This is a genomic window from Microtetraspora malaysiensis (genome assembly GCF_001528665.1).
GTDB lineage: Bacteria > Actinomycetota > Actinomycetes > Streptosporangiales > Streptosporangiaceae > Microtetraspora_A > Microtetraspora_A malaysiensis.
Map to the genome: position 1 here is coordinate 31,959 of NZ_BBYJ01000013.1, position 14,909 is coordinate 46,867.

12 protein-coding genes are annotated in these 14,909 nt (G+C 72.7%); 7 read left to right on the top strand and 5 right to left on the bottom strand.

The features are described 5' to 3' along the window. Nucleotides 1–16: 16 nt before the first annotated feature. Genes dmpG through AWQ71_RS17610 form a run of 3 tightly spaced genes read right to left on the bottom strand, consistent with a single transcriptional unit; the run spans nucleotide 17 to nucleotide 2,807 of the window. A complete protein-coding gene (gene dmpG, locus AWQ71_RS17600; protein WP_067134493.1) occupies nucleotides 17–1,042 on the bottom strand; it encodes a 4-hydroxy-2-oxovalerate aldolase in 1,026 nt (341 codons plus the stop codon). Beyond that, nucleotides 1,042–1,986 (bottom strand): acetaldehyde dehydrogenase (acetylating), encoded by a 945-nt coding sequence (locus AWQ71_RS17605; protein WP_067134495.1) that lies wholly within the window; start codon nucleotides 1,984–1,986, stop codon nucleotides 1,042–1,044. Before AWQ71_RS17605 ends, dmpG begins: the two co-directional genes overlap by 1 nt. Then, nucleotides 1,983–2,807, bottom strand: coding sequence for a 2-keto-4-pentenoate hydratase (locus tag AWQ71_RS17610; RefSeq protein ID WP_067134800.1), 825 nt, complete (start codon nucleotides 2,805–2,807; stop codon nucleotides 1,983–1,985). Before AWQ71_RS17610 ends, AWQ71_RS17605 begins: the two co-directional genes overlap by 4 nt. 70 nt (nucleotides 2,808–2,877) lie before the next feature. Between AWQ71_RS17610 and AWQ71_RS17615 the strand changes: the two genes are divergently transcribed. Continuing rightward, nucleotides 2,878–3,639 carry an IclR family transcriptional regulator gene (locus AWQ71_RS17615; RefSeq protein ID WP_067134498.1) on the top strand — a complete coding sequence of 254 codons (762 nt, stop codon included), beginning with the start codon at nucleotides 2,878–2,880 and terminating at the stop codon, nucleotides 3,637–3,639. 10 nt (nucleotides 3,640–3,649) lie between these two features. Here AWQ71_RS17615 and AWQ71_RS17620 read toward each other — a convergent pair whose 3' ends face one another. Next, nucleotides 3,650–4,414: an IclR family transcriptional regulator gene (locus AWQ71_RS17620; RefSeq protein WP_067134499.1), complete on the bottom strand. Its 765-nt coding sequence runs from the start codon at nucleotides 4,412–4,414 to the stop codon at nucleotides 3,650–3,652. An 80-nt stretch (nucleotides 4,415–4,494) separates the two neighbouring features. Between AWQ71_RS17620 and AWQ71_RS17625 the strand changes: the two genes are divergently transcribed. The 6 genes from AWQ71_RS17625 (at nucleotide 4,495) to AWQ71_RS43275 (ending at nucleotide 9,471) form a co-directional block, all read left to right on the top strand. Continuing rightward, entirely contained in the window at nucleotides 4,495–5,649 is a 1,155-nt protein-coding gene (locus AWQ71_RS17625; RefSeq protein ID WP_067134500.1) for a cupin domain-containing protein, read from the top strand. After that, complete coding sequence (locus AWQ71_RS17630; protein ID WP_067134503.1) at nucleotides 5,646–6,479, top strand: fumarylacetoacetate hydrolase family protein; 834 nt, start codon at nucleotides 5,646–5,648, stop codon at nucleotides 6,477–6,479. The genes AWQ71_RS17625 and AWQ71_RS17630 overlap by 4 nt, the downstream gene beginning before the upstream one ends. After that, nucleotides 6,479–7,126, top strand: coding sequence for a maleylpyruvate isomerase family mycothiol-dependent enzyme (locus tag AWQ71_RS17635; RefSeq protein ID WP_067134505.1), 648 nt, complete (start codon nucleotides 6,479–6,481; stop codon nucleotides 7,124–7,126). The genes AWQ71_RS17630 and AWQ71_RS17635 overlap by 1 nt, the downstream gene beginning before the upstream one ends. A gap of 17 nt (nucleotides 7,127–7,143) precedes the next feature. After that, entirely contained in the window at nucleotides 7,144–8,409 is a 1,266-nt protein-coding gene (locus tag AWQ71_RS17640; RefSeq protein ID WP_245658344.1) for an FAD-dependent oxidoreductase, read from the top strand. Nucleotides 8,410–8,576: 167 nt separating this feature from the next. Next, nucleotides 8,577–9,041, top strand: a complete 465-nt coding sequence (locus tag AWQ71_RS17645) for a tetratricopeptide repeat protein (RefSeq protein ID WP_067134507.1) — start codon at nucleotides 8,577–8,579, stop codon at nucleotides 9,039–9,041. A gap of 148 nt (nucleotides 9,042–9,189) precedes the next feature. Continuing rightward, nucleotides 9,190–9,471 (top strand): hypothetical protein, encoded by a 282-nt coding sequence (locus AWQ71_RS43275; protein ID WP_067134508.1) that lies wholly within the window; start codon nucleotides 9,190–9,192, stop codon nucleotides 9,469–9,471. Between the two features lie 60 nt (nucleotides 9,472–9,531). Here the strand turns inward: AWQ71_RS43275 and AWQ71_RS17655 are convergent, their stop codons facing one another. Then, a complete protein-coding gene (locus tag AWQ71_RS17655) occupies nucleotides 9,532–14,868 on the bottom strand; it encodes a non-ribosomal peptide synthetase/MFS transporter (RefSeq protein WP_067134510.1) in 5,337 nt (1,778 codons plus the stop codon). Between the last annotated feature and the right edge of the window lie 41 nt (nucleotides 14,869–14,909).

Sequence of the window (14,909 nt, forward strand, 5' to 3'; positions counted from 1 at the left end):
CGGGCCGGCGCGACGGTCAGGCGGTCCGCTTCTCGCGCTCGGCGACGATCGTGAGCGCGATGTCGACGATCATGTCCTCCTGCCCGCCCACGAGCCGGCGGCGGCCGCACTCCATGAGGATGTCGCGGACGTCGACGCCGTACCGCGCGGCGGCGGTCTCCGCGTGGCGGAGGAACGACGAGTAGACGCCGGCGTACCCCAGGGTGAGGGTCTCCCGGTCGACCCGCACCGGACGGTCCTGCAGCGGGCGGACGATGTCGTCCGCGGCGTCCTGGAGCTGGAACAGGTCGCATCGGTGCTCGAAGTCCGAGAGGTCCGCGACCGCGATGAACGCCTCCAGCGGGCAGTTGCCCGCGCCCGCGCCGTGACCGGCCAGCGACGCGTCGACCCGGTAGACGCCGTTCTCGACCGCGACGACGGAGTTGGCGACCGACAGTGAGAGGTTCTCGTGCGCGTGGATGCCGATCTCGGTCCCGGCGTCGAGGACGTCGCGGTACGCGCGGACCCGCGCGGCCACGTCGTTCATCGTGAGCCGGCCGCCGGAGTCGGTGACGTAGACGCAGTGCGCGCCGTAGGACTCCATCAGCTTCGCCTGCCGGGCCAGTTCCTCCGGCGGGGCCATGTGGGAGAGCATCAGGAAGCCGGACACGTCCATGCCGAGGTCGCGCGCGGCGGCGATGTGCTGCGCGGAGATGTCGGCCTCGGTGCAGTGCGTGGCGACCCGGACGGAGCGTACGCCGAGGTCGTGGGCGCGCTTCAGCTCGTGGACGGTGCCGACACCCGGCAGCAGCAGCGTGGTGAGGCGGGCGTTCACCAGCACCGACGCCGCGGCTTCGATCCACTCCCAGTCCGTGTGCGACCCGGGGCCGTAGTTGAGCGACCCTCCGGCGAGGCCGTCGCCGTGCGCGATCTCGATCGCGTCGACACCGGCCCGGTCGAGCGCGGTGACGATGCGCTTGACGTCCTCCGGGGTGATCCGATGGCGTAGGGCGTGCATCCCGTCGCGCAGTGTGACGTCCTGGACGAAGATCGGAGTGCCCATCAGAGGCCCGCCTTCCCTGCCGCGATGCGCTCCGCCACCCGCAGGGCGGCGGAGGTCATGATGTCGAGGTTGCCGGCGTAGGCCGGGAGGTAGTGCGCGGCGCCCTCGACCTCGAGGAAGACCGACACCTGGTGGGTGGGCCGGGAAGCGCCGTCGGCGAGGAGCGTCCCGACCGGCTGGTCGGCGGGGATCTCGGTGATCTGCACCTGCTGCTTGAGCCGGTAGCCGGGGACGTAGGCGGCGACGTCGGCGACCATCTTCTCGACCGACCGCCGGATCTCCTCGCGTGCGGCCGGGTCCGGCGCCGTGACGAGGCAGAAGACCGTGTCCCGCATGATCATCGGCGGCTCGGCGGGGTTGAGGATGATGATCGCCTTGCCGCGGCGCGCCCCGCCGACCTGCTCGATGGCGGCCGAGGTCGTCTCGGTGAACTCGTCGATGTTGGCGCGGGTGCCCGGGCCGGCCGACTTCGACGCGATCGACGCGACGATCTCGGCGAACTCGACCGGCACCACCCGGCCGACCGCGGCGACGATCGGGATGGTGGCCTGGCCACCGCAGGTGACCATGTTGACGTTGGGCGCGTCGAGGTGCTCGTCGAGGTTGACCGCGGGGATCACGTAGGGCCCGATCGCCGCCGGGGTCAGGTCGATCAGCCGCTTCCCGAGCGGGGTCAGCTTCGCCGCGTTCACCTCGTGCGCCTTGGCGGAGGTCGCGTCGAAGACGATGCCGATCTCGTCGAAGCCCGGCAGCGCGATCAGTCCGTCGACGCCCTCATGCGTGGTCGGGACGCCGAGCCGGGCGGCGCGGGCCAGGCCGTCGGACGCGGGGTCGATGCCGACCATGGCTCCCATCTCGAGGTGCCGCGCCCCGCGCAACACCTTGATCATCAGGTCGGTGCCGATGTTGCCCGACCCGATGATCGCGACTTTCGTCTTACTCACGACGCTGCTCCTTCGCTGAAGCGGACCCGCACGGCGCCGAGGCCGGACAGGGTGGCGGTGACGGTCTCGCCGGCGGCGACCGGTCGCATCGGGCCGAGGGCGCCCGAGAGGACGACCTGCCCCGCGCGCAGCGGCTCGCCCAGGTCGCGGGCCATGCGGGCCAGCCACACGACCGCCTCGATCGGGTCGCCGAGGCAGGCCGCGCCGGTCCCGGTGGAGACCTCCTCGCCGTCGACGCTCATCGACATCACGACGTCCACCGGCTCGAACTCGTCGAGGGTGCGGCGCTCCGTCCCGAGCACGTAGGCACCCGAGGAGGCGTTGTCGGCGACCGTGTCGCCGAAGCTGATGTCCCACCCGGCGACCCGGCTGCCGCAGATCTCGAGCGCGGCGACGGCGTACTCGATCGCGTCCCGGACCTGCGCCGCGTCGAGCGGGCCGTCGGTGAGGTCGGCACGGAGCACGAACGCGATCTCCGCCTCGATCCGCGGCTGGAGGATCCGCCCGACCGGGATCGCGTCCCCGTCGGCGTACGCCATGTCGTCGAAGAGGGCGCCGAGGTCGGGCTGGTCGACGCCGAGCTGCCGTTGCACGGCCTCCGAGGTCAGGCCGATCTTGCGGCCGACGATCCGGGCGCCGGCGGCGAGGCGGCGCCCGGTGAGCGCCGCCTGGACGGCGTACGCGGCGGCCAGGTCGTCCCGGCCGATCAGGTCCCGCACGGGCGCGCAGGGCACGCCGGACGCGGACGCCCCGGCGAGCCGCTCGGCCGCGGCGGCGATGTCGGACTGGCTCGCGGTGGCGAGCCCGGTGGTTTCGGTCACACCCCCCACTGTGTGGCCGGGGGCGGGCGCCGAACCAGCACTTCGTCTCGTTCAGCGATACGCTGCGGGCGTGACAGGACCGGCTGACCTCGACACCGTGCTGGGCAAGGCGGTGACGATCCTGCGCGCCTTCCGGGCCGAGGACCGGGCGGTCAGCCTCGCCGAGCTGGTGCGGCGCACCGGCCTCCACAAGGCGACCGTGCACCGGCTGTCCGGCGACCTGGTCGCCAACCGCCTGCTCGAACGGGTCGACGGCGGCTATCGGCTCAGTGGCGGCCTCTTCGAGCTCGGCATGCTCGCGTCGCTGGAGCGCAGCCTGCTCGAGGTGGCGATGCCGTTCCTCCAGGACCTTTACGAACGCACCCACGAGACCGTCCATCTCGGGGTGCGGGAGGGCCACGACGTCGTCTACGTCGCCAAGATCGGCGGCCACCGTCAGGCCAAGGCGCCCTCGCGCACCGGTGGGCGGATGCCGCTGCACTGCACCGCGATCGGCAAGGCGCTGCTCGCGTACGCCGGCGCCGGCCTGCGGCGCGAGGTGCTGTCCGGGCCGCTCGAGCGGCGCACGCCGCACACCGTCGTCGCGCCGGGCATCCTCCGGCGCCAGCTGCAGCGCGTCACCGAGACCGGCGTCGCGTTCGAGCAGGAGGAGTCGGCCGTCGGGCTCGTGTGCGTCGCCGCGCCGGTGCTGGGGCGCGGCGACGAGCCGCTCGCCGCGATCAGCGTGGCCGGGCCCAGCCACAGGTTCCGGCCCGAGGGACACGTGACGGCGGTGCGCGCGGCGGCGGCTGCGCTCGGCAGCACACTGCGCCGGCGCGACCTCCTCCGTTGAACCGGGCGCCTCAGAGGGCGCGGGTGATCGCGTCGGCCGCGGCCGTGATCGCGGCGATGAGCGGCGTGACCTGCTTCGGGGCGTAGCGGACGCTGGGCATCGAGATCGACAACGCCGCGGTGGTCGCGCCGGCGCGGTCCCGCACCGGGCACCCCACCGCGACCACACCCCGCTCGGTGCGCTCAAGGTTGAGCGCCACGCCGCTGTGCCGTACCGACCGGAGTTCGCGGCGGAGCCTCGCCAGGTCCGGCAGCTCCTCGGCGGGGTCGCTCCGATCGTCGGCGGCGTACAGGAGATCGAGTTCCTCGTCCGAGAGCGCCGCCAGCGCGACCAGGCCGCCGGTGGCCTGGTGCGCCGGGAAGACCATGCCCTCGCGGCTGCCCACCCGCAGCGCCTGCGCGCATTCCACGGAGGCGATGAACCGGACGTTCCGGCCGGTGCGGATGCTGAGGTTCGCCGTCTCGTCGATCCGGTCGACGAGGGCCCGCATCGGCCCGAGGGCCGCCGCGCGGAGCGCGCCGACATCGGACTGGGCCCGCTCGGCGAGGGCGAGGACGGGACCCACCCGGTAGGTCCGGTCCTCGTCCTGCACCGCGAAGTCGCGGTACACCAGCGCGGTCAGCAGCCGGTGGGCCGTGGATCGGGCGACCCCCAGCCGCTCGGCCGCCGCCGAGACCGTGATCGCCCCGTCGAGCTGGAGGATCTGCGCCAGCCGGAGGGCATGGTCGACACTGTTCGGCGCATAGGCCGGCGGGGTCTTCATCGGCTTCGCCATGGGTCCGATCCTGACACAGCCTATTCCGCTATGCAGAATCCTCTGTTCTCGATTCACCGCCTCGGCGGATAGTCGAGGACATGCCCGATGTGAACGCCGTCAGGTCGCCGGTCAAGCTCACCGCCGAGGATCGGCCCGGCCAGCCTCCCGTCAGCCCCGAGCTCGAGGACCTCTACCGGGGCTTCGAAAAGGCGCTGCTCGTCCCGCTGTGGACCGAGATCGGCGACCTGATGCCGCCGCACCCGCGCTCCGGCGCGCAGCCGCACCGCTGGGAGTGGAGCGGGCTGCTCGAACTCGCCGGCCGGGCCGGGAAGCTGGTTCCGGTCGGCCGCGGCGGCGAGCGCCGCGCGATCGCATTGGCCAACCCGAGCCTGGGCGGCAAGCCGTACGCGACGCCGACCCTGTGGGCCGCGATCCAGTACCTGATGCCGGGCGAGGACGCGCCCGAGCACCGCCACAGCCAGAACGCGTTCCGCTTCGTCGTCGAGGGCGAGGGCGTCTGGACCGTGGTCGAGCGCGACCCGGTGCCGATGCGCCGGGGCGACTTCCTCCCCCAGCCCGGCCTGCACTGGCACGCCCACCACAACGCGGCGAGCACACCGATGGCCTGGATCGACGGGCTCGACATCCCGTTCCAGTACGACGTCGAGGGGCAGTTCTTCGACTTCGGCCGGGAGACTCTCACCGAAGAGGAGCACGCCACCCCCGATCGTTCCCGCTCGGAGCGGCTCTGGGGACACCCCGGCCTGGCGCCGGTCTCGCAGCTCGGTCGCCGCGAGGGCACTCCCCTGCTGTGCTACCGCTGGGCCGACACCGACGCCGCGCTGACCGACCAGCTCGCGCTGGAGCGGGAGGGACACGGAGGCACGGTCGAGCCGGGTCACGCCCTGGTCCGCTACACCAACCCGACGACCGCCGGCGACGTGCTCCCGACGATCCGGGCGCAGTTCCACCGGATCACGGCGGGCACGGAGACCGCGCCGCACCGGGAGACCGGCTCGTCGGTCTACCAGGTCTTCGACGGGGCCGGCCGGGTCACCGTCGGCGACCACTCCTGGACGGTGACCCGCGGCGACCTCTTCGTCGTCCCGTCCTGGCAGCCGCTGTCGATCCGCTCGGAGGCGTCGGCGTCCGACTCCGACTCGGGCGCGCTCGACCTGTTCCAGTTCAGCGATGCCCCGATCTTCACCACGCTCAACCTGTTCCGCAGCCACACCGAGAAGGGCAACCGATGAAGCTCGCCACCATCCGCCTGGATGACCACCGCACCGCCGCCGTCCGCGTCGAGGGCGACCAGCTCGTCGAGGTGGGGCGGCCCGACGTCGGCGCGGTGCTGGCCGCGCCCGACGGTCTCGCGGCGGCCGCCGCGGCCGACGGCGCGCGGCACCCGCTCGCCGGAGCCGACCTCGCCCCGGTCGTGCCGCGGCCGAGCAAGGTCGTCTGCGTCGGGCTGAACTACCAGAACCACATCAAGGAGATGGGCCGCGACCTTCCGGAGTACCCGACCCTCTTCTGCAAGTTCGCCGACACCCTCATCGGCGCCACCGACGACATCCGGCGCCCGGTGGAGACCGAGCAGTTCGACTGGGAGGCCGAGCTCGCCGTGGTCATCGGCCGGCAGGTGCGCCGGGCGGACGAGGAGCAGGCGGTCGCCGCGATCGCCGGGTTCACCGTGCTCAACGACATCACCTGCCGCGACTGGCAGTTCCGGACCCGGGAGTGGCTGCAGGGCAAGAACTGGGACTCGACCACCCCGATCGGCCCGTACCTCGTCACCGCGGACGAGACCGGCCCGCGGCCGGCGCTCGACATCCGCTGCGAGGTCGACGGCCGGGTGATGCAGTCCGACAACACCGGCGATCTGCTCTTCGACCCGGTCCACCTGGTCCGCTACGTCTCGACGATGGTGCGGCTCAACCCGGGCGACGTGATCGCGACCGGCACGCCGGGCGGCGTCGGCCACGCCCGCAAGCCGCCGGTCTTCCTCAAGGGCGGCGAGCGTGTCGTGACCGAGATCGAGGGGCTCGGCCGGCTCGAGAACCGCGTCGTCCCCGAGGGCGCGTGATGGCACGCGACCTCGCCACCACGCTCGCGTGGGTCGACACGGGGACCCGGCTGTGCGCGTCGGCGATCGCCGGCCTCTCCGAGCAGGAGTACGGTGCCCCGTCGGCGCTGCCGGGCTGGACGCGCAAGCATGTCGTGGCGCACCTGGCGGCGAACGCCGAGGCGATCGGCAACCTGGTCCGCTGGGCGCGCACCGGCGAGCCGACCCCGATGTACGCCTCGCCGGAGGAGCGCGCCGCAGGGATCGAGCGGGGCTCCCGGCTGGGCGCGGACGAGCTGACCCGGTGGTTCGGCGAGTCGGCCGCGACCCTGGCCGCCGCGATGACGGCGCTGCCCGAGGAGGCATGGCGGGCCGAGGTGGTGACCGCGCAGGGCCGTACCGTGCCGGCGAGCGAGACCCCGTGGATGCGCGGCCGGGAGGTGATGGTGCACGCCGTGGACCTCGCGGCCGGGCTCACCTTCGCCGACCTTCCCGGCGACTTCCTGCGGGAGCTGCAGGAGGACATCCGCGCCAAGCGGGGCCGCGACGCGGTGCCCGACGTCAAGGGGTCCCTGGCCGACGTGACCGCCTACCTGGCCGGACGCCCGGCGAGCGGAGTGACCGCCGCCGACGACGGCCTCCCACCGACCCTGCCTCCGTGGCTGTGACGAGAAGGACCGATCCCATGGGCACCTCTCCCTCCACCCGTACCGACGTGATCGTCATCGGGGGCGGCATCGGCGGCCTCTCCGCCGCGCTCGCCCTGACCCGCCGGGGCCTGCGGGTCCGGGTGTACGAGCAGGCGCCCGCGTTCGGCGAGGTCGGCGCGGGCCTCCAGCTCGCGCCGAACTGCACCCGCATCCTGGACCACTACGGGCTTCTCAAAGAGGCGACCGCCCTCGGCGTGCTGCCGGAGACCATGGTCATGAAGGACGCCGTGGACGCCGGCGAGCTGACCCGGCTCGACCTCCGCGACGTCGAACGCCGTTACGGCCACCCCTACCTCGTGATCCACCGCAGCGACCTGCACGGAATCCTGCTCCGCGCCTGTGACCGGGCGGGCGTCGAGCTCCTGACCGACGCCCACTGCACGCGGTACGAGAACATCGACGGCGCCGCCCGAGTCCGTTTCGCCGACGGCGGCGCCGACGAGGCGGAGGTCGTGATCGCCGCCGACGGACTGCACTCGGTCGCCCGCGAGCTGCTGGTCGGGGACGAGCCGGTGAACTCGGCGTACGTCGCCTACCGCGGCGCCGTGCCGTTCGAGAAGGTCACCGGCAACGACATCCACGAGAAAGACGTCGTCGTGTACGTCGGCCCGCGTTGCCACTTCGTGCAGTACCCGCTGCGAGGCGGAGAGACGTTCAACCAGGTCGCCGTGTTCGAGTCGCCGAAGGCGCTGGCCGGTGAGGACGACTGGGGAACCCCCGACGAGCTGGACGCGGCGTTCGCGGGAACCTGCGACCAGGTCCAGAAGGGGTTGCCGCTGATGTGGCGCGACCGCTGGTGGCGGATGTACGACCGTGACCCGATCACGACCTGGGTGACCGGCCGGATCGCGTTGCTCGGCGACGCCGCGCACCCGCCCCTGCAGTACATGGCACAGGGGGCGATCATGGCGATCGAGGACGGCTGGGTGCTCGGCGAGCACGTCGCCGCCCAGCGCGCCCAGCGCACCGAGGACGGCTCGGGCGTGGACTGGGACAGGGTGCTCGCCGCCTACGAGGCGGTACGGCCCGAGCACTGCCGCCGGGTTGTCACCACCGCCCGGGCGTGGGGCGAGCTGTGGCACCTCGAGGGCGTCCGGAGGCTACAACGCAACGCCCTGCTGCGCGACCGCGGCGTCCACGACTACGCATTCGTCGACTGGATCTTCGGTCCCACGGCGCTGACCCCCGAGGACGAGCCGGACATGTTCCGCCCGATCCCCCTCGACTCCGCACCATTGTGACTGAGGCGCCGGTGCCGGGGCGGTCCTCGTCGCCGAATGCGCGGTGGCCGGCTCGATGGCTATCCGGGGTTGTCAAGCGAACCAGCCGGTCAGAAGCTTGAAGGTCGTTAAGGCACGTCAGGCAAGTAGGCTGACCGCGATCGCCCGCGACGGTGAAGGAGCTGCTCATGACCACCGACCCGACGATGACGCGGATCGGCCAGGGGGTGGAGTTGCATCACCACCAAGGTCAGCGTGCGGCCGCACGCGACTTGTTCGCGCAGATCTGGGATGACATCGGCGGTGAGCAAGGCGACCCGTTGCACGTTTGCGTCCTTGCCCACTCGATGGCCGACGTGCAGGACGACGTGCACCAGGAGCTGATGTGGGATCTGCGAGCGCTTGCCGCCGTCGAACTCATCACCGATGAGCGGGTGGCCCAAGCCGGGGTGCCACTTTCGGTGGCCGGCTTGTATCCGTCGCTTCACCTGAACTTGAGTGAGTGCTATCGCAAGCTGGGCGATTTCGGCCGCGCCCGTGAGCACCTCCAGCAGGCACGGGCCGAGATCGGCGCGCTTGGTGACGACGAGTACGGACAGCTCATCAGGGGCGGCCTGGAGCGGCTGGCCGAACAGTTGGGTGAGGCCATCTGACTGCGCCCCGGCGACAGCAGATCCTGGAGGACAAGGTCCGCCCGGCCCGCGTTATGCCCGAGCTGGAAGAGGAGTGGGCCGTCTTCGGGCCCGCTGTCGTCGCCTCCGGGTAAGCGTGGAGCGTGTGCCTGTCTGGTTATCGTGAGTCATGTCCGGACGACGCGCCCAGCGGCCACTGCCCAGATCGAGTGCCCTGTGGTACGGGATTCCCATCGTCTTCTTCTTGAGCGCGGCGGTCGCTTGGGTACTCGCTCTTGTGGCGTGGATAGAGCCGAAGCCGCTGTACGCCATTCACACGCCCGAAGGGGTGGAGCTTCCCCCGCAGTGGTATCAGCCTGAGCAGAGGTTCTGGGTCGGGGTGGCCTGCTTTCTGATGGGGCTGGGCGTGACCGTCGTCCTGGCCGTCGTGCGCCGACGGGGCAAGGCGTAGAGCGCCCCCGGCTCCCGGCTCCTTACCAAGGAGCCGGAAGCCGGGGTGGACACGCGTGGTTCACCGGGCTTGACCGGCCCCCTCCAGCAGGGCGGCGTCGGCCTCGACCTGGACGGCGTCCAGATCGTCGGCGATCTCGGCGCCCGCCACCGCGTCGGGCAGCGCGTCCTCCATGAGCCGCAGCGGCCGGTACCAGAGCCCCAGCGCGCCCCAGAGCATCAGCAACCCGCCGCAGACGGCCAGCAGCAGCCCGACGCCGCGCCCCGGCCCGACCCCGACGATGTCGCCGATCACGGTGTCCGCGAGCGGGCCACCCTGGACGAGCAGTGGGCCGAAGACGTCGTCCGCCAGCAGCGGCGCGGTGAGGAACGCCAGCGGCGTCATCGACACCGCGAGCATCTGGTTGGTGGCCAGCACCCGGCCCTGCAACTCCAGGCCGACCTTGAGCTGGATGAGGGCGAGCCAGTGCGCGTTCAGCACGCTGAGGAACACCCACGACATCAGCCCGCCGAAGGCGGCCAGCATGAGTGAGGGCCGCAACCCGACGAGCAGCACCCCGGCCCCGAAACCGATCACGAAGCCGACCATGCCGATCGCGCGCCGTTCGGTGCCGCCCCAGAACACCATGACGAGGGAGCCGATCACCGCGCCCAGGCCCTGCATCGCGGTGACCGTGCCCACGCCGGCGACGTCGCTGAACGACAGCACCGTGGGCACCGTCACGGCCAGCCCGAGCATGTTCAGGTAGTTCATCACGACGAAGAACCCGATCATGATCATCAGCGGGCGGCGCCGGACGAGGAAGCGCCAGCCGCCGATGATGGCCTGCCCGAAGGACTCCTCCAGGCGGTGGAACAGCCGGTCGGGGAAGCGCACCAGCAGCAGCGTGCCGAGCCCGGCGAGGAAGGTGACGATGTTCACGGCCACCACGCCGTGCAGCCCGATCATCGTGATGAGCGCGGCGCCGCCCAGCGGGCCGATGAGCATGCCCAGGCCGGTGCCGAGGTTCGCCAGCGCGTTGGCCTGCATGAGGTACGGCTTGGGCACCAGCTGCGCCACCGCCGCCAGGTAGGCGGGCCGGTGGAAGGCCGACACCAGCGACAGCAGCCCGGCGATGATGCCCACCTGCCAGACTTCCAGCCGTCCCAGCCACAACAGGATCACCAGGGCCGCGGTGGCCACGGCGGAGACGCCGTCGCACACCAGCATGACAAGCCGCCGATCCACGCGGTCGGCGACCGCGCCGCCCAGCGGCGCCCCCAGCATCGACGGCAGCAGGGCGAGCATGGTGACGACGGCGTAGTCGAGTACGCGGCCGTTTTCCTGGTAGGCCCACACGCCCAGCGCGAACGAGGTCAGCGCCGCGCCGAGGAGTGAGACGGTCTGGCCGGCCGCGACCGTGTAGAAGCGGCGCAGGTCCCGCCGGGCGCTCTGACCGGAGACCTCGACCTCTGCGACCGGCTCGGGCAGGTCGCCGCCGGCCCAGCGGTCCAGGTGCTCCTCGATCAGCCGGGCCAGGGTCTCGGCCTGGTGCTTGAGGAAGTAGTGACCGGCCCGCGGGATCGTGGCCAGCCCGACCCGCTCGGCGAACGCCCCCCACTCGCGGTAGCGCTCCTGGTAGAGCTCGGTCGCGCGGTCGCGCTCGCCGATCACGCACACCAGCGGCGCCGTGAGCCTGCGTTGATCGGCGGACGAGTCGAGGCGGCCGCCGAACCACGCCTGGGCCTCACTGACGTCGTGCCGCAGGCCGCGCAGCATGATCTCGGTGTCGCCGAAGTCGTCGTCGAGCGCGCCGAGGGTCCGCAGGAAGTCCCGCTGGACGCGGTCGTTGGCCCAGCGGTGCGCGGGGAACTTCTTGTTCCACCAGGCCGACAGCCGTCCGGGCAGCCGCGCGTCGGGGAAGCTGCCGCCGACGAAGACGCCGGCGACCTGCTTCCCGGACGCTTCCAGCCGCAGCGCCAGCTCGGTCGCGGCGGCCGAGCCGACGCAGTGGCCGTACAGCGCGATCGGGCCGGACACGTCCGCCAGCTCGGCCACGAGCCGTTCGGTCAGCTCCGGCATCGGGAGCATGTCCTCGTCCGGCCGGGCCGGGTCGTGGCCGGGCAGCTCGACGGCGAGCACCGCCGTGCCGGGCGAGGTACGGCTCAGCTCGGCGGCGAGCGGCTGGTAGGCGGCGGCCGATCCGCCGCCGTAGGGCAGGCAGACGACGGTGCGGGTGGCCGTGCGCGGACCGGCCAGGCGGTGCAGCAGCCCGGCCGCGGCCTCGCCGCCGCCGTCAACGTGGGCGGCCAGCTCACGGATCGTGGGCCGGGTGAACAGGTCGATCACCCGCAGCGCCGGATCGATCTCGCGGACGGCGCGTACCGCGCGGAAGGAGTCGCCGCCCAGGGCGAAGAAGTCGTCGTCGACGCCGAAGTCGTCGGCGTCCACGTCGAGGATGCCGGCCCACACCGCGGCGATCCGCTGCTCGGTGGGCGTGCTCGGCGCGACCCGCTCTCCGGCGGGCGTCGCCTCGGGGACCGGCAGGCGGGCCCGGTCGACCTTGCCCAGCGGGGTGAGCGGCAGCTCGTCGAGGACGACGATCGCGTTCGGGACCATGTAGTCGGGCAGCCGATCACGCAGTCCCGCGCGGATCTCGGCGACGTCCACGGAGGCCGGCGCGAGCCAGGCGGCCAGCCGCCGCGAGCGGCCCTCGCCGACCGGCAGCACCGCCGCCTCCCGGACCCCGGGCTGCTCCTGCAGGGCGGCCTTCACCTCGCCCAGCTCCACCCGGAAGCCCCTGATCTTGACCTGGTCGTCGACCCGGCCGAGGAACTCCACCAGCCCGGCGGAGTTGAGCCGGACCCGGTCGCCGGTCCGGTAGCAGCGGCTGGTCCCCGTCACCGGATCGGGGACGAACCGATCGGCGGTCAGGTCGGGCCGGTTCAGATAGCCGCGGGCCAGGCTCGGGCCGGCGACCCACAGGTCACCCGGCACGCCGGCGGGCAGCGGGCGTCCCCCCGGGTCGACGACGTAGCAGTCGACACCGGGCAGCGGGCGGCCCAGCGGGACCGACCCGGACCCCGACGGCGTGTCGGGCAGCCGGCCGCCGAGGACCGAGACCATCGTCTCCGTCGGCCCGCAGTGGATCTGCACCTCCAGATCCGGGCGGGCGGCGCGGATGCGCGCGGCCAGCTCCCACGACGTCGCCTCACCGGCGAGGATCAGCAGCCGGCGCGGCAGCATCCGGGCCAGGTCGCCGTGGGCGGCGAGCAGCTCAAGGTGGCTGGGCACCATCTTGATGACGTCGAGCGGATGCGCCTCGAGGTAGGCGGCGTACGCCTCCGGGTCGGTGGCCGCGTCCTGGTCCACCAGGTGGACCGCGGCGCCCCGGATGAGCGCGCCGTACAGGCAGGTCATGACCAGGTCGGAGGCGATCGTGGAGACCACGCCGTAGGAGGCGTAGGTGTCGGGCACCAGTTCCGCGACACCGTGCAGGTAGTGCATCGCCGACCGATGCTCGATCCCGGCCCCCTTGGGCCGCCCGGTGGAGCCGGACGTGAAGATCACGTGGACCAGGTGGCCGGGGGTGACGTCGACGTCCAGGGGGTCGTCGGGCCCGTCGGCCAGGAGATCGGGCAGGATCAGCGCGCCGGGGACCCGGGCGGCGTGCTCGGGGTCGGCCAGCACCACGCGCGCGCCAGCCGTCTCCATCATGTACGCGAGACGGTCGTCGGGGTAGGCGGGTTCCATCGGCATGTAGGCGCCGCCGGCCCGCAGCACGCCAAGGAGCGCGGGGACCAGGCCGCGGTGCCGGTCGACGAGCACGCCGACCGGCTCGTCGGGCCGTACCCCGGCCGCCACAAGGTGGTGGGCCAGGCGGTTGGCCAGCCGGTCCACTTCCCCGTAGGTCAGCGAGCCGGTGGCGTCCACCGCCGCGACCGCCTCCGGCGTGTGCCGGACCCGGTCACCGATGACCGCGTGCAGCGGGCGGGTCAGGTCCATGCCCATCCGGGTGCCCGCGACGATCGGCCCGTTCACCGGCTCCAGCGGCACCGCCGCCGCGGGCGTGTCCAGGTCGGCGAGCATGCCCTCCAGCAGGTTCAGATACCAGCCGGTCATGCGCCGCGCGGTCGGCTCGTCGAACAGGTCCGTACGGTAGGTGAGCTCGCCGTCGTACTCCTCGCCGTCGTTGACGAAGGCGAGGTTGAGGTCGTACTTGGTGGTGCGCAGCGGGGCCTGCATCAGCTCGGCGGTCAGGCCGGGGAACTCCAGCGCCTGGGGGCGGTCCTCCAGGACGTTGAGCATCACCTGGAAGATCGGCGTGGCGGCGAGGCTGCGCTCGGGGTGCAGGTGCTCCACGATCCGGTCGAAGGGCACGTCCCGGTGGGTGAGCGCGTCCAGCGCCGCGTCCTTGGTCCGGGCCAGCAGCTCGCGGCCGGTCGGCTCGCCGGACCTGTCGCCGCGCAGGACGAGCGTGTTGACGAAGCAGCCCAGCATGCGCGCGGTCTCGGGGTGGAGCCGCCCCGCCTCCGGCACGCCGACCGGCACGTCGTCGGTTCCGGAGATCCGGCCGAGCAGTTCCTGCCACACGGCCAGCAGCACCATGAACGGCGTGCAGCCGGTCTCGGCGGCGACCTCCCGGATCCTGGCGGTCCGCTCGGCCGTCAGCCGTACGGGGATGGTGGCGCCCGACCAGTCCGCGATCGACGGTCGCGTCCGGTCCACCGGCAGGTCCAGGACGGGTTCGAGTCCGGCCAGCCGTGCGGTCCACCAGGCGAGGTCGCCCTCCGGCTGCCCGGCCAGCCACGCGGCGTAGTCGGCGTACTGCACCCGGGGCGGCGCGGGCGGCGCGGCCAGGCCGAGCCGTGCCGCGTAGAGGGCGGCCAGTTCGGACAGTGCGAGGTTCCGCGACCACGCGTCGAAGGCGATGTGGTGCACGGTCAGCGCCAGCACGTGCTCCTCGCCGCCGGGAAGGCGGAGCAGCAGGGCGCGGGTGGGCGGTTCGGAGTCCAGCGCGAACGGGCGTGCCAGTTCCTCCTGCAGCCGCGTCTCCAGCCGGTCGGGGTCGTCGAGGTCCTCGACCGTGATCGGGACCCGGTCGGCCTCGACCGGGGTGGCGCCGGCGTCGGTGACCAGGCTGCGCAGCACTTCGTGCCGGTCGGCGAGATCCCGTACGGCGCTTCGCAGCGCGTCGGAGTCGAGCGGCCCGCGCAGCCGCACGGCGGCGGGCACGTTGTACGCGGCCAGGTCGTCGAGCTGGGAGAGGAACCACAGCCGGGCCTGGGTGGGGGAAAGAGCGGCGGGGCCGTCGGCCGTCTCTCTGGCGGGGATCGCGGGGGCGGCCTGGGCGGCGGCGCGGCGCGCCGCCGCCAGCCTGGCGGCGAGAGCGCTCTGGCGCTCGTCGCTGATGGTCATCGGGTCTCCTCCGTCGGTCGCGTGACCGCGGTGTCGTGTCT

Excerpts from the sequence above, each read along its gene's own strand:
- AWQ71_RS43275 (WP_067134508.1), top strand. The coding sequence starts at position 9,190 with ATGTCCGGACGACGCGCCCAGCGGCCACTGCCCAGATCGAGTGCCCTG.
- AWQ71_RS17630 (WP_067134503.1), top strand. The coding sequence starts at position 5,646 with ATGAAGCTCGCCACCATCCGCCTGGATGACCACCGCACCGCCGCCGTC.
- AWQ71_RS17635 (WP_067134505.1), top strand. The coding sequence starts at position 6,479 with ATGGCACGCGACCTCGCCACCACGCTCGCGTGGGTCGACACGGGGACC.
- dmpG (WP_067134493.1), bottom strand. The coding sequence starts at position 1,042 with ATGGGCACTCCGATCTTCGTCCAGGACGTCACACTGCGCGACGGGATG.
- AWQ71_RS17625 (WP_067134500.1), top strand. The coding sequence starts at position 4,495 with ATGCCCGATGTGAACGCCGTCAGGTCGCCGGTCAAGCTCACCGCCGAG.
- AWQ71_RS17645 (WP_067134507.1), top strand. The coding sequence starts at position 8,577 with ATGACCACCGACCCGACGATGACGCGGATCGGCCAGGGGGTGGAGTTG.
- AWQ71_RS17640 (WP_245658344.1), top strand. The coding sequence starts at position 7,144 with ATGGGCACCTCTCCCTCCACCCGTACCGACGTGATCGTCATCGGGGGC.
- AWQ71_RS17620 (WP_067134499.1), bottom strand. The coding sequence starts at position 4,414 with ATGGCGAAGCCGATGAAGACCCCGCCGGCCTATGCGCCGAACAGTGTC.
- AWQ71_RS17655 (WP_067134510.1), bottom strand. The coding sequence starts at position 14,868 with ATGACCATCAGCGACGAGCGCCAGAGCGCTCTCGCCGCCAGGCTGGCG.